General features: G+C 60.4%; 21 protein-coding genes and 1 other RNA gene. 14 read left to right on the top strand and 8 right to left on the bottom strand.

Features of this window, described 5'->3' with window-relative positions:
* Positions 1 to 102 precede the first annotated feature (102 nt).
* Together AC1DE4_RS18055 and gnd are read right to left on the bottom strand one after the other, a co-directional pair.
* Positions 103 to 2,211 carry a mechanosensitive ion channel family protein gene (locus AC1DE4_RS18055; protein ID WP_477882366.1) on the bottom strand — a complete coding sequence of 703 codons (2,109 nt, stop codon included), beginning with the start codon at positions 2,209 to 2,211 and terminating at the stop codon, positions 103 to 105.
* Positions 2,212 to 2,364: 153 nt separating this feature from the next.
* On the bottom strand, positions 2,365 to 3,384 hold the full coding sequence (gene gnd, locus AC1DE4_RS18050) for a phosphogluconate dehydrogenase (NAD(+)-dependent, decarboxylating) (RefSeq protein WP_018858858.1): 1,020 nt from the start codon (positions 3,382 to 3,384) through the stop codon (positions 2,365 to 2,367).
* A gap of 534 nt (positions 3,385 to 3,918) precedes the next feature.
* Here gnd and AC1DE4_RS18045 point away from each other — a divergent pair.
* Positions 3,919 to 4,155, top strand: a complete 237-nt coding sequence (locus AC1DE4_RS18045; protein ID WP_477882364.1) for a hypothetical protein — start codon at positions 3,919 to 3,921, stop codon at positions 4,153 to 4,155.
* Positions 4,156 to 4,633: 478 nt separating this feature from the next.
* Here the strand turns inward: AC1DE4_RS18045 and ssrS are convergent.
* From ssrS to AC1DE4_RS18030, 3 genes are all read right to left on the bottom strand, one after another.
* Positions 4,634 to 4,792: non-coding RNA, 6S RNA (gene ssrS, locus AC1DE4_RS18040), on the bottom strand.
* 59 nt (positions 4,793 to 4,851) lie between these two features.
* A complete protein-coding gene (locus tag AC1DE4_RS18035) occupies positions 4,852 to 5,229 on the bottom strand; it encodes a cell division protein ZapA (protein WP_018858861.1) in 378 nt (125 codons plus the stop codon).
* A 13-nt stretch (positions 5,230 to 5,242) separates the two neighbouring features.
* The gene (locus AC1DE4_RS18030; protein ID WP_025660886.1) at positions 5,243 to 5,515 is read right to left on the bottom strand and encodes a DUF4164 domain-containing protein; all 273 of its coding nucleotides are present in this window, start codon (positions 5,513 to 5,515) and stop codon (positions 5,243 to 5,245) included.
* Positions 5,516 to 5,850: 335 nt separating this feature from the next.
* On the opposite strand from AC1DE4_RS18030, the gene tkt reads away from it, so the two are divergent.
* The 8 genes from tkt to AC1DE4_RS17990 all read left to right on the top strand — a co-directional run bounded on the left by tkt (position 5,851) and on the right by AC1DE4_RS17990 (position 15,336).
* Complete coding sequence (tkt, locus tag AC1DE4_RS18025) at positions 5,851 to 7,824, top strand: transketolase (protein WP_192241699.1); 1,974 nt, start codon at positions 5,851 to 5,853, stop codon at positions 7,822 to 7,824.
* A gap of 61 nt (positions 7,825 to 7,885) precedes the next feature.
* The gene (gap, locus tag AC1DE4_RS18020) at positions 7,886 to 8,896 is read left to right on the top strand and encodes a type I glyceraldehyde-3-phosphate dehydrogenase (RefSeq protein WP_018858863.1); all 1,011 of its coding nucleotides are present in this window, start codon (positions 7,886 to 7,888) and stop codon (positions 8,894 to 8,896) included.
* Positions 8,897 to 9,029: 133 nt separating this feature from the next.
* Positions 9,030 to 9,158 carry a hypothetical protein gene (locus tag AC1DE4_RS18015; RefSeq protein WP_018858864.1) on the top strand — a complete coding sequence of 43 codons (129 nt, stop codon included), beginning with the start codon at positions 9,030 to 9,032 and terminating at the stop codon, positions 9,156 to 9,158.
* 92 nt (positions 9,159 to 9,250) lie between these two features.
* Complete coding sequence (locus AC1DE4_RS18010) at positions 9,251 to 9,571, top strand: hypothetical protein (protein WP_018858865.1); 321 nt, start codon at positions 9,251 to 9,253, stop codon at positions 9,569 to 9,571.
* A 335-nt stretch (positions 9,572 to 9,906) separates the two neighbouring features.
* Positions 9,907 to 11,757: a potassium/proton antiporter gene (locus tag AC1DE4_RS18005; RefSeq protein ID WP_018858866.1), complete on the top strand. Its 1,851-nt coding sequence runs from the start codon at positions 9,907 to 9,909 to the stop codon at positions 11,755 to 11,757.
* 70 nt (positions 11,758 to 11,827) lie between these two features.
* A complete protein-coding gene (locus tag AC1DE4_RS18000) occupies positions 11,828 to 13,030 on the top strand; it encodes a phosphoglycerate kinase (RefSeq protein WP_018858867.1) in 1,203 nt (400 codons plus the stop codon).
* 222 nt (positions 13,031 to 13,252) lie between these two features.
* Entirely contained in the window at positions 13,253 to 14,278 is a 1,026-nt protein-coding gene (locus tag AC1DE4_RS17995) for a class I fructose-bisphosphate aldolase (RefSeq protein WP_113471236.1), read from the top strand.
* A gap of 140 nt (positions 14,279 to 14,418) precedes the next feature.
* Positions 14,419 to 15,336, top strand: a complete 918-nt coding sequence (locus AC1DE4_RS17990; RefSeq protein WP_018858869.1) for a PhzF family phenazine biosynthesis protein — start codon at positions 14,419 to 14,421, stop codon at positions 15,334 to 15,336.
* On the opposite strand, the gene AC1DE4_RS17985 is transcribed toward AC1DE4_RS17990, so the two are convergent.
* Positions 15,333 to 15,497 (bottom strand): hypothetical protein, encoded by a 165-nt coding sequence (locus AC1DE4_RS17985; RefSeq protein WP_018858870.1) that lies wholly within the window; start codon positions 15,495 to 15,497, stop codon positions 15,333 to 15,335. The two genes, AC1DE4_RS17990 and AC1DE4_RS17985, sit on opposite strands and share 4 nt — an antisense overlap.
* Before the next feature lie 170 nt (positions 15,498 to 15,667).
* Between AC1DE4_RS17985 and AC1DE4_RS17980 the strand changes: the two genes are divergently transcribed.
* From AC1DE4_RS17980 to rcdA, 3 genes are all read left to right on the top strand, one after another.
* Positions 15,668 to 16,948 (top strand): MFS transporter, encoded by a 1,281-nt coding sequence (locus AC1DE4_RS17980; protein WP_018858871.1) that lies wholly within the window; start codon positions 15,668 to 15,670, stop codon positions 16,946 to 16,948.
* Positions 16,949 to 16,970: 22 nt separating this feature from the next.
* Positions 16,971 to 17,162 (top strand): DUF1192 domain-containing protein, encoded by a 192-nt coding sequence (locus AC1DE4_RS17975; protein ID WP_018858872.1) that lies wholly within the window; start codon positions 16,971 to 16,973, stop codon positions 17,160 to 17,162.
* 377 nt (positions 17,163 to 17,539) lie between these two features.
* Positions 17,540 to 18,055 (top strand): protease adaptor protein RcdA, encoded by a 516-nt coding sequence (gene rcdA / locus AC1DE4_RS17970; RefSeq protein WP_018858873.1) that lies wholly within the window; start codon positions 17,540 to 17,542, stop codon positions 18,053 to 18,055.
* A 346-nt stretch (positions 18,056 to 18,401) separates the two neighbouring features.
* On the opposite strand, the gene AC1DE4_RS17965 is transcribed toward rcdA, so the two are convergent.
* Together AC1DE4_RS17965 and AC1DE4_RS17960 are read right to left on the bottom strand one after the other, a co-directional pair.
* A complete protein-coding gene (locus tag AC1DE4_RS17965) occupies positions 18,402 to 18,884 on the bottom strand; it encodes a RidA family protein (RefSeq protein ID WP_018858874.1) in 483 nt (160 codons plus the stop codon).
* A gap of 19 nt (positions 18,885 to 18,903) precedes the next feature.
* Complete coding sequence (locus AC1DE4_RS17960; protein WP_477882359.1) at positions 18,904 to 19,338, bottom strand: cupin domain-containing protein; 435 nt, start codon at positions 19,336 to 19,338, stop codon at positions 18,904 to 18,906.
* 118 nt (positions 19,339 to 19,456) lie between these two features.
* Here AC1DE4_RS17960 and AC1DE4_RS17955 point away from each other — a divergent pair, with 118 nt between their 5' ends.
* Both AC1DE4_RS17955 and AC1DE4_RS17950 read left to right on the top strand, forming a co-directional pair.
* On the top strand, positions 19,457 to 21,031 hold the full coding sequence (locus tag AC1DE4_RS17955) for a winged helix-turn-helix domain-containing tetratricopeptide repeat protein (RefSeq protein WP_192241700.1): 1,575 nt from the start codon (positions 19,457 to 19,459) through the stop codon (positions 21,029 to 21,031).
* 4 nt (positions 21,032 to 21,035) lie between these two features.
* A complete protein-coding gene (locus AC1DE4_RS17950; protein ID WP_018858877.1) occupies positions 21,036 to 21,275 on the top strand; it encodes a hypothetical protein in 240 nt (79 codons plus the stop codon).
* Positions 21,276 to 21,307 lie beyond the last annotated feature (32 nt).

The raw sequence follows: 21,307 nt of genomic DNA, 5'->3' as shown, positions 1-21,307 counted from the left end.
AGGGCACGCCGGCGCACATTGCAATTTCGTAACGTTGACAGGGTTGGAGCGGCAAAAAGCACTAAACGAGGCTAGCCCGCTCCGATAAGCGAGTCCCGGATGCTACGCCGCGGGCTCATCTGAATTCGAGCGTTGCGAAAGATGGCGGGCGGCGGCTGCATGCGCCTCGGACTCGTGCCCTTCGCTCGAAACCTGCACCGTCGGCACAGCAAACTCGATGCCGTTTTCCTTGAAGGCGTTGCGGATCATGGCCAGGGCATTGCGTCGGATGACGAATTGCTCGCCGGGCTTGGTCATCATTGCCAGCCGGATGACAATCGCGAACTCGCCGAACTGTTCCACGCCCTTCATCTTCAGCGTCTCGATGATGTGCGGACTGTAGTCGGGATTATCCAGCAGTTGCTGTCCGATCTGCTTGATCACCTTCTTCGCCTTCACGAGGTCGGTGTCGTAGGTGACGTTCAGGGTAATCTTGTCGATCGTCCAGTCTCGGTTGAGGTTCCTGACCGCGCCGAGTTCGCCGAACGGCACCGTCGTCAGCGGCCCGCGGTGATGCCTCAGCCGCACCGAGCGCAGGCTGAAGGCTTCAACAACGCCCTTGTGGCTACCGCTCTCGATATACTCGCCGACACGGAAGGCATCGTCCCAAAGATAGAACATGCCGCTGATGACATCCTTCACGATGGTCTGTGCGCCGAAGCCCACGGCGACGCCGACCACGCCGGCACCGGCGATCAGCGGGCCAATTTCGACCCCGAGGCCCGACAGCACCATCAGTACAGCAATGACAGCAATGACCACGGCGAGGATATTGCGGAAGATCGGCAGCAATGTCTGCAGGCGGGCGCGGCTGGCTTTTTCCTCATCCGTTATCGCGCCTTCGATCCTGGAGTCATCGAGCTTGCCGTTGATGTATGCGCGCGCCAGGTGCCACAACAGATCGGCAGCGAGCAGGATGACGATGCCGCCGATCGCGCCACGGGCAAGCCGATCGAGCATGGTCTCGCCGGCGGCCATGCGATCGGCCGCAAGCCCGATCATGCGGCCAAGCCAGAAAGCCGCGGCCGTGATGATAAGGGCTCGAACGCCACGGTCGAGAAGCACAGTCGCAATCCGGCGCCCGGCGAGAAAGCCCGCCTCGGCCTGGTGCAGGGAACGAACGGCCAGCGTTGCAACCGAGAGAGCACGCGGCAGGAGCACGGCATAGATCCCGAGCCAGAGCAGCAGGTTGAACCCTGAAACCCAGAGAAGCCAAAGGAAAGCGAAATAGAGCGTCAGCCCCCAGGAAACGGTGAAGCTGCGATGCTCTCCCTCCTCCACCGGACGGTGCCAGATCGCCTCCACTGCGATGGCGAAGAGCCCGATGCCGAGAATGTAGCCGACAAAGTAGCGCGCGCCCTCGGAAAAGCCGAGCGGCACCATCAGTTGGATCACCGCCCAGCCGAATGCGAAGTAGATCGCGAAGGTCGCGCAACGCCGGAACCAGACAAGCCCCCTGGCGCGCGAAATCTGGCGCTCGCCATCCGCACGCGGCAAGGTAACGAGGGCGACCAGGAGCCGCCCGAGCGCGACGGTAAAGCGGGCGACGATGAGTGCGACTGCAATCGCGATGGCCATGGACCGCGTGATCGGAGGCCAGTTGAAAGCGAGCAAAGGCACCAGTGTCGCCATCGCAAAAACGATTGCGGGAACGACGCGATAAAGCAGATTTGCCGCAGCGTGGTGGGCAACGGTGACGACCTCGTCGTCGGTCCGTCGGATTCGCGGTTTCGGCACGATAAGACGGAACAGCAGCTCGACAATCGCTCCGGTGAGAAAAAGGGCAATGACCTCCGTCGTAATCAGCAGCCAGCCCGTCGGCGCGACCTCGCGTTCGACGACTTCAGACGCGGTCTCGACTTCGCCGGGAAACTCCATCGCCGCCCCGGAGACCATTTCGACATGGCGGCGCGCATGACCGACGAGTTCGGAGAGCGCCGACATTTCGCCGGCCTCCGTCAGGGTGGCTGTCGGCGCCGCCTTCATTTGCGTCGCCATCCACTCCTTCACCTGTGGCGTTTGCATCAGCTCGAGCATCTGCCGAACTTCCGCCGGCGGTTGAGCCGCACTAGTCGTGGGCGTGGAAGGCGGCGACGGCGGGTTGGCGGTCTGAGCCGCGGCGCTCGTGGCCACGGCGAGGGCGAATGCCATCGATATCAGTAGTTGCATCATGCCACGCGCGCCCCATTGCCAGACCCGTGATCCCTTGCCCTAAATGCAATCTCTCGACAATGTATCCCGTTGTATAGACAATATATCCCGCTGTATAAAAGGAAAGCCCGCACAGGCGGCGCTGCGCGGGCTTGGAAAACGAAAAGTTTCAGCCTAGCCCTTTGGCTTCTCGACGTGACCGCCGAAGCCCGCACGCATGGCCGACAGCACCTTGTTGGCGAACTCGTCGTTGTCGCGCGAGGAGAAGCGACCATGAAGCGCCGCACTGAGCACCGGCGTCGGGACGCTTTCATCGATCGCCGCCATGATCGTCCAGCGGCCCTCGCCGGAATCGGAAACACGGCCGGCATACTTGGTGAGGACCGGATCGACATGCAGCGCGTCGGCCGTCAGGTCGAGCAGCCAGGAGGTGATGACGCTCCCGCGACGCCACACTTCGGCAATATCAGGCAAGTTGAAATCGTAACGATAGTGTTCGGGATGCGCCAAAGGCGCAGTTTCGGCATCGACCGCATGCGTGGCCGCACCGACATTGGCATGTTTCAGAATATTCAGGCCTTCGGCATAGGCGGCCATCAGGCCATACTCGATGCCGTTGTGCACCATCTTGACGAAATGACCGGCGCCATGCGGACCGCAATGAAGATACCCTTGCTCGGCCGTGCTTTCCGGATGAGCAGTGCGCCCCTCTGAAGGAGCAATGACTCCCTGTCCCGGCGCCAGAGACGCGAAGATGGGCGACAGCGACTGGACGATTCCTTTCTCGCCCCCGATCATCAGGCAATAACCGCGTTCCAGGCCGAAAACGCCGCCGCTGGTACCGACGTCAACGTAGTGAATGCCCTTGGTGATGAGCTCGGCACCTCGCCGGATATCGTCGTGATAGTAGGAATTGCCGCCGTCGATGATGATGTCGTCGTCGTGCAGCAACGGCAGAAGCTGGGCGATGACCTTGTCCGTGATCGCCGCCGGCAGCATCAGCCAAACCGCGCGCGGGCGCGACAGCTTCGAAACAAACTCCTCGAGAGAGGCGCTGCCGACAGCGCCCTTGCCGACGAGATCAGCAACGCTTTCAGGCCTCGCGTCGTAGACGACGCATTCATGGCCATCGCGCATCAATCGCTGGACCATGTAGTTGCCCATGCGGCCCAAACCCACCATGCCAAGCTGCATCTCAAGTCTCCTGGAAATTAAATCGATAAGATGCGGAAACTAGCACTCGCAATACAGCAAGCAAGAGAAGTCTCTGTCACATTCGGAGCAACCGACAGGCATTGTCGTCGGCGGACCGCGGTCCGCCTATTCCATCGAGAATCTTCAATAGCGGATCACCGGAAAGCATTTCAGGATAGACAGCGTCTACCACAACCGCATACCATCATAACGGGCATTATTGTAATGTTCGTTCAATAGTTGTGATTCTGCACTAACTGTGGCAATCTTTACTTTCAAAGTGCTCCTGGGGAATTGTGGGGTCTGAGCGATGAAGTCTGCTGCCTTGCTGATCGGATTATGCCTCTATCCGGACAGCCTCATGGCGCAGTCATGTCCGCCGCAGGTCGTCTACCAGATGCAAATGCAGGGCGTCCCACCGCAGGGTCCGCGCGCGTGCGTCACGCAGTTTGGAATATGCCCGGGCTTCGGTCCGCCCTCCGCCTACTGCACCTGCAACGTCTATGGGCCCGGTCCAGGGAATACTTCAGTGAGGTGAGGGACATCGATCTGATCAAACTAAAGGAACTTATAGATCAACCGGAACACGCGACGATCACTGCCGAGAAATACGGCCCGTTTTTCTTCGCACTCGTCTTCATGTGTGTTATTCCGACCGGTCTCGTCTTCTTGTATCGATACCTGTTCTCCTCGACGAGCAACAGCGAGATCAAGAAGGGGCTCTACACCGATTTCGGATCTATTTTCATATCGCAGTGGCGTGCGGAGTAATCTGCACCGTTCTCAGCACTGCTTGGTGGATCTATGCGAGTTATCGCTACAACGAACAGAGCCGCGAAGCCTTTGAGGGCCTGCGAAGCAACATTACCGCGCAGGAAACAGCTATAAACAATATGAAGAAAGAAGATGCGCTCCAAAGCTAAACCGCGATTGGCAGCATCGAGGATAATCCAGACCCCGATCTGCAATTCGACAACGTTTTGTTCGACCGCAAATCTACTTCACCAAATCGCCTTACGGAAGGAATAGCTGGATTTTTCTGATCATATCGAAAACGCCGCTAGTGGATCAGCAGATCAATAACTTCATGATCAAGCGACAGACGGCGGCCATGACCCCACCTGATTACTTATACGCCAGACTTCGCCTGGGACCTGGGGCCGGGATCGGGATGTACAAGATTGAGAAAGCAGACGGAAAGATATCCATCGTGCCCCAACAGCAGTAAGCGTGTACGGATTTTTGGGAAGTGCGATCCACGACAACCGATGGATGTTTACGATCCTGGGCGCCTACAAACGTAGGTGGGCACCGTGTGTCCAGGCCCACGAGCCTGGTCAGGGACAGCTCCCTTTGGATCGAGTATGGCCCCAGGGATTGTGGTTCCTGTCGAGAGGCGCAGACCGCACTCCGCTATATAAGGCCGATTTGGGCGCTGCGCCAGAGGGCCGGCGACGCCGCCCCTATTTAATTGAGTTCGGCGGGCGCACGGCCGTTCAGCTTGTCGGTGATGCTGCGGATACGGCTCGTCACCTCACCCAAGGCCGCCGCAAGGCCCTCCTCGGTGCGGGCGTTTGCCGCGAGAACGCTATCACTGCTGTTCCGCAACGAATCGAGTTCGGATTCAAGCCCGGCGACGCGGCGGGTGAGCTCCGAAATTTCGTCCATGACCATGATGCCAGCCATGACGGTGATGCGGAGGTCACCGATTTCGCCGAACTGCCCCTTGAGGTGCCCGACATAATTGTCGAAGCGCGTCGCGAGGTCCGTCAGGTGGTCTTCCTGACCCTCCTCGCAGGCCATGCGATAGGCCTTGCCGTCGATCGTTACCGTTACCTGCGCCATGTATCGCGCCTTTCTATCGGTCCAGAACCGCGCGGATCGTCTCCATGGCCGTCACCAGCCGCCGCGAGACCTCGCGATTGACTTCCTCGAGCCGGTTCGCACGGAATTCGGCCTGGTCCAGTTCCTGGGCAAGCTTCGAGCGATCGGCATGAATACGACGTACCTCGCCTTCGATTTCGCCCTGCTCCCGCTGGTGCTCGATGCGCATCTCGACTGCGTTTTCAAGCCCGGAGATGGCTTGCCTGAGCTCGTTGAGTGCTGCTTCCATTTTGCCTGTAGGCGTCATGTCTCTACCGGTTCCCCGCACAAGACCCGCGAATCGGCGCCCGAGACCGATCCAGTATTTCCAAAAGGATACGCACCTCGCCAACGGCACGTCAATAAAGCTGGCCGTGCGGCTGCAGACCTATTCTGTGGATGACGAAAATCAACTGCCGCCTTAGCGCCTATTCAACTTTTGTAAAAATCGATGATCAAATGTCTAAAATCGATTGGAGAGGCCTCCGGAGGGCCTTCCATTTGTTGACTTGGCCGTTCCAACTGCTATGTGTCACCCGCTCTCATTGATGGTCTCCACAGGCTCGAGGCCATCCCCCGACACCCGGAACCCGTGGAATAGCCATGACCTCTCCTGAACAAAACGACCGGATGGCAAATGCGATCCGTTTCCTCGCCATGGATGCAGTCGAAAAGGCAAATTCGGGGCATCCCGGCATGCCGATGGGCATGGCTGACGTAGCGACGATTCTCTTCACGAAGTATCTGCGGTTCGACCCGAAGAAGCCGCATTGGCCGAACCGCGACCGCTTCGTGCTGTCGGCCGGCCACGGCTCGATGCTGCTTTACTCGCTGCTCTATTTGACCGGCTACCCCGACATGACGATCGAGGACCTGAAGCAGTTCCGCCAGCTCGGTTCGAAGACCGCCGGCCATCCCGAATACGGTCATGCGACCGGCATCGAAACGACGACCGGCCCGCTCGGCCAGGGCATTGCCAATGCCGTCGGCATGGCGATCGCCGAACGCAAGCTGCGCGACGAGTTCGGCTCTGAGCTTCAGGACCACTACACCTATGCCATCTGCGGCGACGGCTGCCTGATGGAAGGCATCAGCCACGAGGCGATCGCACTTGCCGGTCATCTGAAGCTGAACAAGCTCGTTCTCTTCTGGGATAACAACTCGATCACCATCGACGGCGCCATCTCCCTGTCGGATTCCACCGATCAGGTTGCTCGCTTCAAGGCTGTTCATTGGAACACGATCGAAATCGACGGCCACGACCAGGCTGCCATTGCCGCCGCCATCGAAGCCGCTCACAAGTCCGACCGTCCGACCTTCATCGCCTGCAAGACGATCATCGGCTTCGGCGCTCCGAACAAGCAGGGCACTCATAAGGTTCACGGCAACCCACTCGGCGCCGATGAAATCGCGGCGACCCGCAAGGCGCTGAACTGGGAATACGAACCCTTCGTCGTTCCTTCCGACGTTCTCGACGCATGGCGCGCAGCCGGCAGCCGCTCGGTCGAAACAGTCAAGACCTGGGAAGACGGCCTCGCCAAGTCCGCGCACAAGGCTGAGTTCACCCGCCGCTTCGCCGGCGACCTGCCGGAAGGCTTCGACGCCGCGATCAGCGCCTACAAGAAGAAGCTGATCGAAACCAAGCCGATGATTGCCACCCGCAAGGCATCGGAAGACGCGCTTGAGGTCATCAACGGCTTCCTGCCGGAAACGCTGGGCGGCTCCGCCGACCTGACGCCGTCGAACAATACCAAGACCAGCCAGATGCATTCGATCACGCCGACCGATTTCGCCGGGCGCTACATGCACTGGGGAATCCGCGAGCACGGCATGGCTTCGGCCATGAATGGTGTCGCGCTGCACGGCGGCCTTATCCCCTACGGCGGCGGCTTCCTGATCTTCTCGGACTATTGCCGACCGCCGATCCGCCTGGCCGCCCTCATGGGCATCCGCGTTGTCCACGTCCTAACGCACGACTCGATCGGCGTCGGTGAAGACGGCCCGACGCACCAGCCGGTCGAGCAGATCGCCGGCCTGCGCGCCGTTCCGAATCTACGGGTCTTCCGCCCGGCAGACCCGACTGAAACTGCCGAATGCTGGCAGATCGCCGTCAAGTCGAAGACACACCCGTCCGCGCTCGCGCTGACCCGCCAGAACCTGACGCCAGTGCGTACCGAGTACAGCGAAAAGAACCTTTGCGAACTCGGCGCCTACACGCTCGCCGGCAAAGCCGACGCCAAGGTGACGATCTTCGCTTCCGGCTCTGAAGTCGAGCTCGCCGTTGCCGCCCGTGCAACGCTCGAAGCCAAGGGCGTCAGCGTCCGTGTCGTTTCCGTTCCCTGCACCGAACTGTTCTTTGAGCAGCCGGAAGCATACCGCAAGGAAGTCATCGGCAACTCGCCAGTCAAGATCGCCGTGGAAGCCGCCGTCCGCGAAGGCTGGGATGCCTTCATCGGTCCGGAAGGCACGTTCGTCGGCATGAAGGGCTTCGGCGCGTCCGGTCCGGCAAAGAAGGTATTCGAGCATTTCGGCATCACCGCGGACGCCGTGGTCGCTGCCGCAGAAGCAAACCTCTAAGAGAGCGCTTCGGCGCTCTCCAACTCAATCCGCAAGCCCCATCTCTAGGGAGTGAATGCACATGACTGTAAAGGTTGCCATCAACGGCTTCGGCCGCATCGGCCGTAACGTTCTCCGCGCTATCGTCGAATCCGGCCGCACCGACATTGAAGTCGTTGCCATCAACGACCTCGGCCCGGTCGAGACCAACGCCCATCTGCTGCGTTACGACTCCATCCACGGCAAGTTCCCGGCCGAGGTGAAGGTCGAGGGCGACACGATCACTGTTGGCGGCGGCAAGCCGATCAAGGTGACCGCGATCAAGGACCCGGCAACGCTGCCGCACAAGGAACTCGGCGTCGACATCGCGATGGAATGCACCGGCATCTTCACCGCCCGCGACAAGGCTGCCGCGCACCTGACGGCCGGCGCAAAGCGCGTCATCGTTTCGGCTCCTGCCGACGGCGCCGACCTGACTGTCGTTTTCGGCGTCAACCATGACCAGCTCACCAAGGAGCATCTAGTCATCTCCAACGCATCCTGCACGACGAACTGCCTCGTGCCTGTTGTGAAGGTTCTCGATGACGCGGTCGGCATCGACCACGGCTTCATGACCACCATCCACTCCTACACCGGCGACCAGCCGACCCTCGACACCATGCACAAGGACCTGTACCGTGCCCGCGCCGCAGCCCTGTCCATGATCCCGACGTCGACGGGCGCCGCCAAGGCCGTTGGCCTCGTCCTTCCGCATCTGAAGGGCAAGCTTGACGGTACGTCGATCCGCGTTCCGACCCCGAACGTCTCGGTCGTCGACTTCAAATTCGTTGCCAAGAAGGCCACGACCGTCGGCGAAATCAACGAAGCGATCAAGGCTGCCGCAAACGGCAAGCTGAAGGGCATCCTCGGCTACACTGACGAGCCGCTCGTTTCCCGTGACTTCAACCACGACAGCCACTCCTCGATCTTCGCAACGGATCAGACGAAGGTCATGGAAGGCAACTTCGTGCGCGTCCTGTCCTGGTACGACAACGAGTGGGGCTTCTCCAGCCGCATGTCTGATACGGCTGTCGCTTTCGCAAAGCTCATCTAAGAGCGTCCCGACATGAATCGTCGAAAGCGGCTCGGGCGACCGGGCCGCTTTTCTTTTGAAGCCAACCTGACTAGCGTCATAGAGACAAGATAATGCCGGATGTTGGCTGGCGGACTCATCCATGAGAATTCTCATGACAATCATCGTTCTGCTCATGATTGCGAGCGTGCTGAGTCTCAGCCTTGTTGGCGGGCGCAACTCGAAGCAGATCGCCGAAGGGCAGCCGTTAATGGCGTCCACACGCGTCATGGGACCTCGATAGTCCGTTTGCCCGAACGATTAGACTGGCGCGCCGCAGCCGATCACCGTACTGTTCATCGAAGCTGGACGGCACAGAAGCGAAAGAGAATTTTGATGGACTACTTTACGATCGAGATCGGCGGACAGGCGATCGCAAGCTTTCGCTCCGAGAATGCCGATGATGCCGAGAATTTCTTCGAGGCCGAGGATTTCCGCGAGGATCTGACGGTTCTGCAATCGCAGGGCAAGCCGGTCTGGGACGGCGTCACGGAACTCAAGCTGCGCAAGGCGACCGCCGAAGAGGCAAGCGAAGTCGAGCACGCCTATGAGTTCGACGATGATCCGGAGCGAACGATTGACGATGAATTTGTCGTCTTTCTGATCCCGATTTCCGACATCGTCGATGACGAGGACGATGAGGACGAAGACGCCTGAGCAGCGCGATCGGGCAAGAAGCCGACGGTGCGCTTCTCCATGACCGCTCATTGATTGAGAGGAAACGCGCGAGAGCGCAACTTCTGCCCTCCTATCGCCCGATTTGCTCATACACTCGATTCATGCTCCTTCGTGAGCACTCACCCGGTTTTGCCGTCAGGCACGCCAAAACAGCAGCATGAAGCCGCAAAACAGCACGGGGTCGACCGCAAGGCCTACCCATCCTGTTTGTTTTGCCGTTTACTCATAGCGGGCTTGAGTGACCACGAAAGGGCGATTGGATAGACTGCGGGACCGGGGGCGGTCTGCATTGAATTGCGGGTAAGGGGACAGGCATGGAAGCGTTTTATATCGTCGTACTGGTATCGACGACGCTCGTGCTTCTCGCCGCATTCTCCAGCCTGCTCGCCTTCCGCTTCGGCGCCCCCCTCCTCCTGCTCTTCCTCGCGATCGGCCTGCTTGCTGGATCTGATGGCCTCGGGATCCAGTTCAGCAACAATTATCTGGCCTACTTCCTCGGCTCCATCGCGCTTGCCGTCATCCTGTTCGACTCCGGTTTCGGAACGCCGGTCCAAGCCTTCAAGCTTGCGGCGATACCCTCTCTGACGCTCGCCTCGGTCGGCGTTCTGATAACAGCGGCACTCATTGGTGTTGCCGCCATGTGGCTGCTGAACTTCACGTGGCTGGAAGGCCTGCTGCTCGGCTCGATCGTCTCCTCCACCGACGCTGCCGCCGTCTTCTTCCTGCTGCGCATCGGCGGCATCAATATTCGTGACAAGGTGCGCTCGACACTGGAGGTTGAATCGGGAACCAACGACCCGATGGCGATCTTCCTGACCATCGCCCTCGTAGAGATCCTTGCCAGCGGCGAGCGCTATCACGGCATCAACATCGGTATGCTCGCCATGTTCGTGCAGGAGATGGGCCTCGGCGTCATCCTCGGTCTGCTCGGCGGCATGATGATCTCGCTGATCGTCAGCCAGCTGGAAACCGATCGCGGCCTGACCCCGATATTCGTGCTGGCCCTGGCGCTGCTGGTCTTTTCGGCGACGGGCGCGGTCGGCGGCAGCGGCTTCCTTGCCGTCTATGTCGCCGGCATCTACGCGGGCAATCGCAAGCTGCAAGGCCATGCCTCTATCAAGCGCTTCCAGAGCGGCATGACCTGGCTTGCCCAGATCATTATGTTCCTGGTCTTGGGACTGCTTGCGATGCCGTCGCAGTTTCCGGCGATTGCCGTTCCCGCCGTGCTGCTCGCCCTGTTCCTGATCTTCATCGCGCGCCCCCTCGCCATCTGGCTCTCGTTGCTCCCCTTCGACTATACGCAGCGGGAGATCGGCTTTGTCGCGTGGGTCGGCTTGCGCGGCGCCGTTTCGATCCTGCTCGCCATCATGCCCATTCTCGGCGGCTTGGAGAACAGCCAGATCTATTTCAACACCGCCTTCATCATCGTGCTCGTCTCGCTTCTCGTGCAGGGCTGGACGATCAAGCCGGTCGCCAAGAAGCTGGGGCTCATCATCCCGCCGCGCATGGGTGCCGTCGACAAGGTCGAAGTCGATCTGCCGGGTGCGGCAAACCACGAGCTCCTCTCCTACCGCGTTATCAAGGACAGCCCGGTGCTTCGCGGCGAACGCATCCCGCGCTGGGCGACGCCGTCGCTCGTCATCCGCGACGGCAAGTCGATGCGTTATCAATATGCGGGCCGGCTACGCGAGAACGACCTCGTCTATCTGTTCGTCGTGCCGTCCTACTCGCGGCTGCTCGACAAGCTCTTTGCCAGCCGCGCGCCGGTGGAAGAGGATGACGCCGATTTCTTCGGCGCATTCGCGCTATCGCCCGCCCGGCCAGCGGCCGATCTCGACGCCGCCTATGGCCCCGGCCTGCTGAACGAATCCGAGAAAGGGCTGACGATCGCCGAACTGATGAAGCATCGTCTGGGCGGCAAGGCGGATTATGCGGACCGGGTCCGTCTCGGCTCGATCATTCTCATCGTCCGCGATCTCGATGATCAGGACCACATCACTTCGGTCGGCATGTCGCTGGAGGCTGTAGAGCCCGCCACCACCCTGCCGATCTTCCTCAATTTGCACGACATCATCGATCGCATCCGCGACCGCATCAAAGGTCGCAGAAGCCGGGAAGCAGCGGCTGCGGCGGCATCAGCCAAGGGCGATCAAAACCCGCAATGAGTGCCTTGCGTCTGCGATCATCCTTGCTATGGTCGCCGCATCTTTTGGGCAATAACGAACGGATTTTTCCATGCCTTCCTTCAAGACCCTCGACGACCTCAACGATGTTGCCGGCAAGCGCGTCCTCGTTCGCGTTGACCTCAATGTTCCGGTCAAAGACGGCAAAGTAACCGACACCACACGCATCGAGCGTGTTGCCCCGACGATCCTGGAGCTCTCCAACAAAGGTGCCAAGGTCATCCTGCTGGCGCACTTCGGCCGCCCTAAGGATGGCCCGTCGCAGGACCTTTCGCTGTCGCTGATCGCTCCGTCCGTCGAGGAGGTGCTGGACCACTCCGTGGCAACCGCCGGCGACTGCATCGGCGCAGCAGCAGCGGAGGCAGTTGGTGCGATGAAGAACGGTGACATCCTGCTCATGGAAAACACCCGCTTCCACAAGGGCGAAGAGAAGAACGACCCCGATTTCGTCAAGGCGCTTGCGGCGAACGGCGACATCTACGTCAACGACGCCTTCTCTGCTGCCCACCGCGCACATGCCTCGACGGAAGGCCTCGCCCATCATCTTCCCGCCCATGCGGGCCGCACCATGCAGGCCGAGCTTGAGGCCCTTGAGAGTGGTCTCGGCAACCCGGCCCGTCCTGTCGTCGCCATCGTCGGCGGCGCCAAGGTTTCGACCAAGATCGACCTCTTGATGAACCTTGTGAAGAAAGTCGATGCGCTGGTGATCGGCGGCGGCATGGCAAACACCTTCATTGCCGCCCGCGGCACGAATGTCGGCAAGTCGCTCTGCGAGCACGATCTTGCAGACACCGCCAAGCAGATCATGATCGAAGCGGCCACGGCCGGCTGCGCCATCATTCTGCCGGAAGACGGCGTCGTTGCCCGCGAATTCAAGGCAAACGCCGCCAACGAAACGGTCGCAATCGACGCGATCCCCAATGACGCTATGGTGCTGGACGTCGGCCCGAAGTCGGTCGAGGCGATCAAGGCATGGATCGAGCGCGCCAATACGCTGGTCTGGAATGGCCCGCTCGGCGCGTTCGAGATCGAGCCTTTCGACAAGGCAACCGTCGCGGCAGCGAAATTTGCGGCCGAGCGCACGAAGGCCGGCAAGCTCACCTCGGTGGCCGGCGGTGGCGATACGGTCTCGGCGTTGAACCACGCCGGCGTGGCCGACGATTTCAGCTATGTGTCGACGGCCGGCGGCGCCTTCCTTGAGTGGATGGAAGGCAAAGTGCTCCCCGGTGTCGCTGTGCTCAACAAGCACAAATAATTCAAGCGAACGAATTTAACAAATTTTACATGTAGATAGACCGCGGCGCGAAAGCTCCGCGGTCTTTTGCTCATTTGGAGTACAAAAGCCCAAACTTTCAAACGATTAAAAAAAATTCAAACGTTTCAGACAATTTTGCTGCCGTTTTCCCACCCATAAACTTCTGTTATCCGCGACCTATATCTACTGGTTGACGATTTTTTTGCTGTGGAGAGAAACGATATGAGCGAACGTTTGGAAGACATTGCCGTGCGTATGGTGGCTGGTGGCCGCGGGCTGCTTGCAGCAGATGAATCGACAGCCACAATCGGGAAGCGGTTCGACACGATCGGACTTGAATCGACGGAAACGAGCCGTCGCGACTACCGCGAAATGCTGTTCCGCACCGAAGACGCGATGCGTCAGTATATCTCCGGCGTGATCCTCTACGAAGAGACCCTCCACCAGAAGGCAGCAGACGGCACGCCCCTTGTCGACGTCATCCGTGCGGCCGACAGCATCCCGGGCATCAAGGTCGATATCGGCGCAAAGCCGATGGCAGCCTATCCCGGCGAAACCATCACCGAAGGCCTCGACGGCCTCGCAGACCGTCTTGCGAAGTATTATGAAGCCGGCGCCCGCTTCGCCAAGTGGCGCGGCGTTATCGCAATCTCCTCCACGCTGCCCACCTGGGGCTCCATGAAAGCCAACGCCCACGCCCTCGCCCGCTATGCCGCGCTGTGCCAGCAGGCCAACATCGTGCCGATCGTCGAACCGGAATGCCTGATGGACGGCAAGCCAGGCGACCACAACATCGATCGCTGCGCCGAGGTCACCGAATGGACGCTGCGCACCGTCTTCGAGGAATTGGCAGACGCCCGCGTCAGCCTCGAAGGCATGATCCTCAAGCCGAACATGGTCATCGACGGCAAGAACGCCCGCAAGGCTTCCGTCGCCGAGGTCGCCGAGCGCACGGTCGAGGTGCTGAAGCGCACCGTTCCGTCGGCCGTTCCCGGCATTGCCTTCCTCTCGGGTGGCCAGTCCACCGAAGAAGCGTCGGCGCATCTTTCCGCGATCAACTCCGGTTATGACCTGCCGTGGACTGTGACCTTCTCCTACGGCCGCGCACTGCAGGATACGGCACTGAAGGCTTGGGGCGGCAAGCAGGAAAACATTGCCGCCGGCCAGCGTGCCTTTGCCCACCGCGCCGAAATGAACAGCCTCGCCGCCAAGGGCAGCTGGAAGAAGGATCTGGAGAAGGCGGCCTAAGCCATCTTCTGATCGACAAGAAAAGCAAAACCGGTCGTCGCAGACGGCCGGTTTCTGCATTGTAAGGGCGACAACTTTCCGGCTTCTGCAGCCGGCGGATCGCCGGTAGAGATCGTGGTATCAGCCCTCTCGGAGCCGCCATGAGAACCGTTGCCTTCACGACAGTCGATGTCTTCACCTCTACTCGCTTCGAAGGCAACCCGCTCGCCGTGATGACGGACGCGCGTGGCCTGACGGACGCAGACATGCAGAATATTGCCGCCGAGTTCGGCTATTCGGAAGTCACCTTCGTGCTGCCGCCAGAAGATCCGGTAAATACCGCCCGTGTCCGCATCTTCACACCCACCATGGAGGTTCCCTTTGCGGGGCATCCGAACGTCGGGACGGCTTATGTGCTCGGCCAACAGCGCGAGGTCTTCGGACGGCCGGTCGGCGACAGCCTGCGCTTCGAAGAGAAGGCGGGTCTCGTCGAGGTCAACCTGAAGCGTGACGACGGTGAGGTGCTGTCGGCATCGATTCGTGCGCCGAAGCCGCTCACCATCGGCAACACGATATCCGAGGAAACCGTTGCGCGCTGTATAGTGATCGAGCCGCAGGAAATCCGGGTGGCGAAGCACCGACCGGTTGTCGCCTCCGTTGGACTGAGTTTCGCCGTCGCGGAACTGGCAGACCTTGCCGCCCTCGGTCGCGCCCGCCCGAACCTCACCTATTTCCAGGATGCCGCCGGCCCGACTGCCGAAGGCAATCACGATTTCTCGCTGTTCGTCTATGTGCGCTCCCAGGAAGAGCCGTGGACGATCCGCGCCCGGATGTTCGCGCCGCTCGACAACGTTCCGGAGGATCCGGCGACCGGCAGCGCCTCGGCAGCCCTCGGCGCCTACCTCGTTTCGCTGGAGCCGGATGCGGACATGAACGTTTCGCTCACCATCGAGCAAGGCGTCGAGATGGGACGCCGCAGCATCATCGGCATCGAAGCCGTCAAGAAGGACGGCATCGTTTCCGATGTGACGATCTCGGGCAGCTGCGCGCCGGTCATGCGCGGCGAAATCACGTACTAAACGAACAGATCGCGGCCAAGCAGCGCCACCGCCCAGACCCCAAACGCGATCAGGGCGATCTTCCAGAAATCCATGCGCCGCCGCAGCCCCGGAACGCCCAGCGGCTTGATCAGCTGAATCGCCATCGCCAAGATGAGCAGCAGAGCGATCAGCTTCGTCATGTCTTTATTTTTCCATCTCTTCTGAATGTCACAGGACGGACATTTTTTCACGTCACGACTGCATTTATTCATGCCGTAAAGGCATTTGGGGGCACAATCAATCATCTCGAGGCTGGGCGACACTCCGTGTTGCCATCTGTCTTTGCAATCAACGCATAGAGTCTGGCTATATGAAAAGAAATCTGCTGTCCGTCGCCTCGCTTCTCTTCGGGACGCTGTTTCTCTTCATGGGCAATGGGTTGCAGGGCATCCTGCTTCCGGTTCGCGGCAACCTGGAAGGCTACGCGACAACCACGCTCGGCCTGCTCGGCACGTCCTGGGCTGCCGGCTTCGTCATCGGTTGCCTCGTCGCGCCGAAATTGGTGCGCCGCGTTGGCCATGTCCGTGCCTTCTCCGGCTTCATTGCGATTATCGCGATCATCGCCCTGGTCAGCGGCATTATCATCCACCCCGTCTGGTGGGTGCTGCTGCGCGCCGTCACCGGTTTTGCGACCGCCGGCACCTCGATGATCATCGAGAGCTGGCTGAACGAGCGCGCCACAAACGAGAGCCGCGGCGCAATCTTCTCGCTGTATATCGCCATCACGCTCTTCGGCGTCGTGGCGGGTCAGATGATGATCCCGCTCGAGGATGTTCGCACGCCTGTCCTGTTCATGGTCTGCGGCATCTTCTACTGCATCGCGATGCTGCCGACGACGCTCTCGACCGCAGCCTCGCCGCAGCCGCTGAAGGCCGTGAAGCTGGATCTTCCGGCCCTTTACCGCAACTCCCCGGTCTCCTGCCTTGGCATTCTCCTCGTCGGCATCGCCAACGGCGCATACGGAACGCTGGGCGCTGTCTTCGGCGCAGGCTCCGGCCTGTCCGACACCAGCATCGCCATCATGATGAGCTCCACCATCTTCGCGGGCGCCGTGATGCAGCTGCCGGCAGGGCGGCTTTCCGACCGCATCGACCGGCGCTATGTGCTGGCAGCCATGTCGGCCATCGCGGCCTTCGCCGGCCTGTTGATCGCCATCCTGCAACCATCGTCACCGGCCTTCATCATCGGCCTCGTCGTCCTTTACGGCGCCGTTGCCAACACCCTCTATCCGATCGCGGTTGCGCACGCCAACGACTTTGCCTCGGCAGAGGATTTCGTAAAGGTTTCGGGCGGCTTGTTGCTCCTCTACGGCATCGGCACCATCATCGGCCCGACCATCGGCGGCCCCGTCATGTCGATGATCAATCCGCACGCCCTCTTCCTGGTGACGGCAATCGCCCATGTGTTGATCACCGCCTATGCCATCATCCGCAGCCGCATGCGCGCCGCCGTTCCCGCCGGCGATCGCGACGCCTTTACCACCATTCCGACGGCTACATCGCAGACGCTGACGCCCGAAAGCATGTCGCTTGCCGACCGCGGAACCGGCAAGACTCCCGAAACCGGCGATCCTGCCCTAAAATATAGCTGAGGCATACAAGGGAGGATAGCATATGAGCTTCATCGACGATGACCGGCCGCAGAAGAAGGTTGCCCACGAGATCGGGGCCGACCTCTCCACCCTATCGGTCGACGAGTTGAGAGCGCGCGTGGAGCTGCTCAAGGCGGAAATCGTAAGACTCGAGGCGGAAGCTGCCAGCAAGACATCGACAAGATCAGCGGCGGAGAGCCTCTTCCGCTCGTAATTCGTCGGCTGACTATTGCAGAAAGCTAACGACCGAAGAGTGTTAATCCGAGACAGGTTTAAGCGGCCATTAAGCTTTATAAGGTATTACTGTACTCATCCAGTTCTTCTCTGGATCTCAGACAGTTTTCCATGCGGTGAATTGGTCTGATTTTTCTCCCTGTTTTACCTTGAGAGCCGCTTTTGCGGCTCTTCTTTTTTTATTGCGCTGGGGACCATTTCCATGAAACTGTGGAAGTTAACCCTTTCTTAAGAAACGCCTTGCGCAATTCGGCTAAAGCTACCATCTTAAACGCATAAAGACTGGCCGAGGAAACTTTTTCCCTTCGACTGGCGTTACCTGACCATAAGTAGATGCGTGCAACAGGGACTGTTTAAATGTCAGAGCTTGGATTGAACACGATCAGTTTTGCAGGTCGCGCTGCCGCATCCTCGCAGTTCAAGACACTATATTCGGAAGGCATGTCGCTGGTTGAAGAAACCGCCGCCTATCTCGATGGCCAGGGCCGCGCTGCCTCCAAGGTTCTGCCGCGCATGGCATCCGTCCTCTATGCCGCTGAATCGATGCGCCTGACCACCCGCCTGATGCAGATGGCCTCCTGGCTACTGCTGCAGCGCGCCGTCAACAATGGCGAGATGTCGCGCGATCAGGTTCTGGCCGAGAAGAACAAGGTTCGCCTCGACGGCTTCAACGTCGACCGCAATGCGCCGGGCTGGGGCGATCTGCCGGAATCCTTCCGCGACCTGATCGAACGCTCGTTGCGCCTGCAGAATCGTGTCGCCCTGCTCGATCGCGAAATCTACCGTCCGGCGGAAGCCCCGATCGTTCCCGACAACCAGAACAGCGTACAGGCTCAGCTGAGCCTGCTGCAGACGGCCTTCGGCAACAACTGAACCGCCGCAACCTGAATTCACGAAACCGGCGGCGTCCCGCGCAGCCGGTTTTTCTTTGTGCGCACAACAACCACGCGACTCAACGTAGTGGCGAGGCAGCAAATGCGTTGACGCAAGGAGGGACACCTCCTGCCTCCTTCCGGCCCTTGCGGACCCGCGGGTTCCTGCATGGGAGGCTTTCGTATGCCTGACGGCACCCGAAACACTAAACCATATCGGTCGTGGAGAACAGCTTTGCCCCGTCCGAAAAGCAGACGTTGGCGGCGACGACAGCTGGAGGTCGCGGTTGCGCCATGAACGTCATTCGCGCCGCACCCCGCAAAGGTCGTGAACCGACCCTAAGGGGTCACCCGTCAATTTCCACTTCCGCTTCGCAGTTTACAGGCGCATTCAAAGGGATGGCCATGCCGATGGACGAGCGGGCGTGGGCGCCAACGTCAGGGCCGTACAGCTCCAGTATCAAATCGGAATAACCGTTTGTGACCAGCGGGGTCTCATTGAAACCCGGAGCAACATTCACCATGGCGAAGACGCGCAGCCACGCCGTAACCCGATCGAGGTTTCCGACTGCCCGCTTGAGGCTCGCGAGATGAGCCAGGGCAACGAGCCGCGCTGACGCGTAACCCTGCTCAGGCGAAACCTCGGTCCCGACCTTGCCGAGGGGTTTCGCCAATGTCCCATCCCGGCTGCACGCGACGTGACCCGATATGTCGGCGCGGTTGCCGCGCACCCGGACCCAGGCGAAAGGCATACGCAGCCCCTCGCGAACTTTCAGAGGCTCGGGCAGTTCCAGACCCATAGCGGCCAGACGTTGTTCGATGATCGCCATAGCGCACCTCTGAGCCTGATTAGGGTACGATGTCGTCAAGTTCCGGCATCAGCACGACACTCTCGTTCGCTGCGGGGTCGTTGCGGGCAGYGAGGAACTCGGCGTTTTCCGTGCTGCGGTTCACGGCAAGATGCGGAACGCCGGCCGGAATGAACAGGTAGTCGCCGGGGAGGACCTTTTCGCATCGTTCAAGCTCGGCCCCCGACCAAATCTCGATCTCTTTGCCCGCGGTCATAAGCAGGGCCGTCTCGTGTCCCTGATGGCGATGGGCGCTGGTTCGTCGTCCTGCGGGTAGCGAGATCATCCCGAGCCACAGCATGCTGGATCCGACGCTCTCCGCCGAGACTCCCGAGCGATAGACAGATCCCTGCTCGGCGACATAGCTGTCACTGCCGCGTACGATTTTCGCGGTTGATGCATGAGCATTCTTCGCTTGCATTGTTTCGTTCTCCATCGTTCCCACCACTTCAACTGCTGCATGGAGCTGAATCTGCGCGCGGAGCCGGCGCAAGTCCTGAACGAAGGCCGAAAAATTCCGAAAACTGCGAAATCGGGCGTATCATTCCCAAGTCATGAACACCCAGCACCTTGTATTCGGCCCCTTCGAGTTCATTACCGAGAACGGATGCCTTCTCCGTGATAACAGGCCTGTCGCCATCGGCGCCCGCGGCGCTTCGCTGCTTGCCGTTCTGCTCGCGGCAGATGGGCGCATCGTCGCCAAGTCGGCGCTGATGGATGCTGTTTGGCCGGGCCTCGCCGTCGAGGAGAGTAATCTTTCCGTTCAGATTGCTGCCCTTCGCAAGCTGCTCGGCCCGGCATCAGACGGCGGCGACTGGATCGTTACGGTCCCACGGGTGGGATACAGATTTTCCGGTCCGGTGGAGAGCCGGACCGACGGACCCGGTAGCGAAGGGCATGCGGAGGCGAGATCCAGCCCCGCGATCGCAGTACTGCCTTTCGAGGATCTTGGCGGAGATGCCGAGAGACAATATCTGGCCGACGGTATCGCCGACGACCTGATCGTGGCGCTCGCCCGGTTCCGATGGTTCCGCGTCGCGTCGCGTGGGGCGAGTTTCGCAATGAGGAATGGCCCGAGGGATCCGAAGTCTATCGCGCACGAACTTGGCGTTGATTTTCTGGTGGATGGAGCCATCCGGCATACCTGCGATCGGATGCGGATATCGGTTTACCTTGCCGACGCAATAAAGGATGCCACTGTCTGGTCCGAACATTACGATCTTCAGGTGGCCGAGGTATTTGCAGTGCAGGACGCCATCGCCGAGCGGATTGCAGCGGCGGTCGAGCCGGAACTGCTGTTGCGGCATGGACTTCAGGTTGCTCCGCACACCGGCAACGTGACCGCATGGGACCTTGTACGGCAAGGTACATTCAATTTTCACAAGGTAACGCAGCCAACCCATCTTCTCGCAAGGCGATTCTTCCGGGAGGCCGCGGAGCTCGATCCCATGCTTCCAGAGGCGCAGATCTGGCGGGCACGGGTCAACGCAGGCCTCATCGCCTATGGCTGGACAGAAAATCCCGCCGCGGACGGGAAGGAAGGTCTCGATGCGGCCTTGCGGGCGATATATCTCGACGCCCGAAATCCGTATGCGCACTATGCGCTGGCGATTGTGTCGGCCTACACAGGCAGGGCTGACCAGGCGATCCTCGCAGCCGAGCGGTCCATCGAACTCGGTCCTAGCTTCGCCTTGGGGTATCTCGTCCTCGGCATGGCCCGCCTTTTCGTGGGCGATGCGGCCGGCGCGCGAAAGCCCCTGGCGAGGGGCCTCGAACTCAACCCCCATGATCCGCAGAATGCGGCCTGGTTCAGTTTCTTGATGCTTGCGCTGTTCTTTTCGGGCGACGTCGAGGGCGCACTTGACACGGGACGAATGGCGCTAAAGGCGCGGCCTGACTGGCCGGCGCTGCTCCGCATTCAGGCGTGCTGCCACACGGCGTTGGGACATAGTCAGGAGGCTCGCCGTTTCTCCGCCGCTGTAGGCGATCTCCCGGAGCCTGCCGGCGATGCGCTTGGTCCGTTCAGAGATAGCAACAAGGAATGGGCGACCCGTCTCGAGGGCCTGCTGCAAGAGGCAGAACATCAAACGACCGGTTCCGATCGTAACGCCATCTTTCCTGAAGACTAGGCAAATGACCGCTTTCCACCCTCTCGCGACGTTCCTGCCGAGCGGCGGCAATAACGAAGCAGGTCAGCTCGAGACCTCAATCCGGATCGTTGAATGTCTGCTATCGCTTTTCCCATGCCAGAAACGCGCAGCGGGTTCGTTCTCCGGCCACAAGTCGGTCGCCCGTCACGAGCGTGTCGAAGTCCACTCACGGCGCAAAGCTGCCGTGGTGGATGCTGGAAATCGGCTTGGTGCTATCTCCTGAGCAATTCCACAAAAAAGCCCCGCCGAAGCGGG

It is taken from the genome of Rhizobium sp. 10N414 (assembly GCF_056394785.1).
This window is presented reverse-complemented; position numbering and strand designations above follow the sequence as displayed.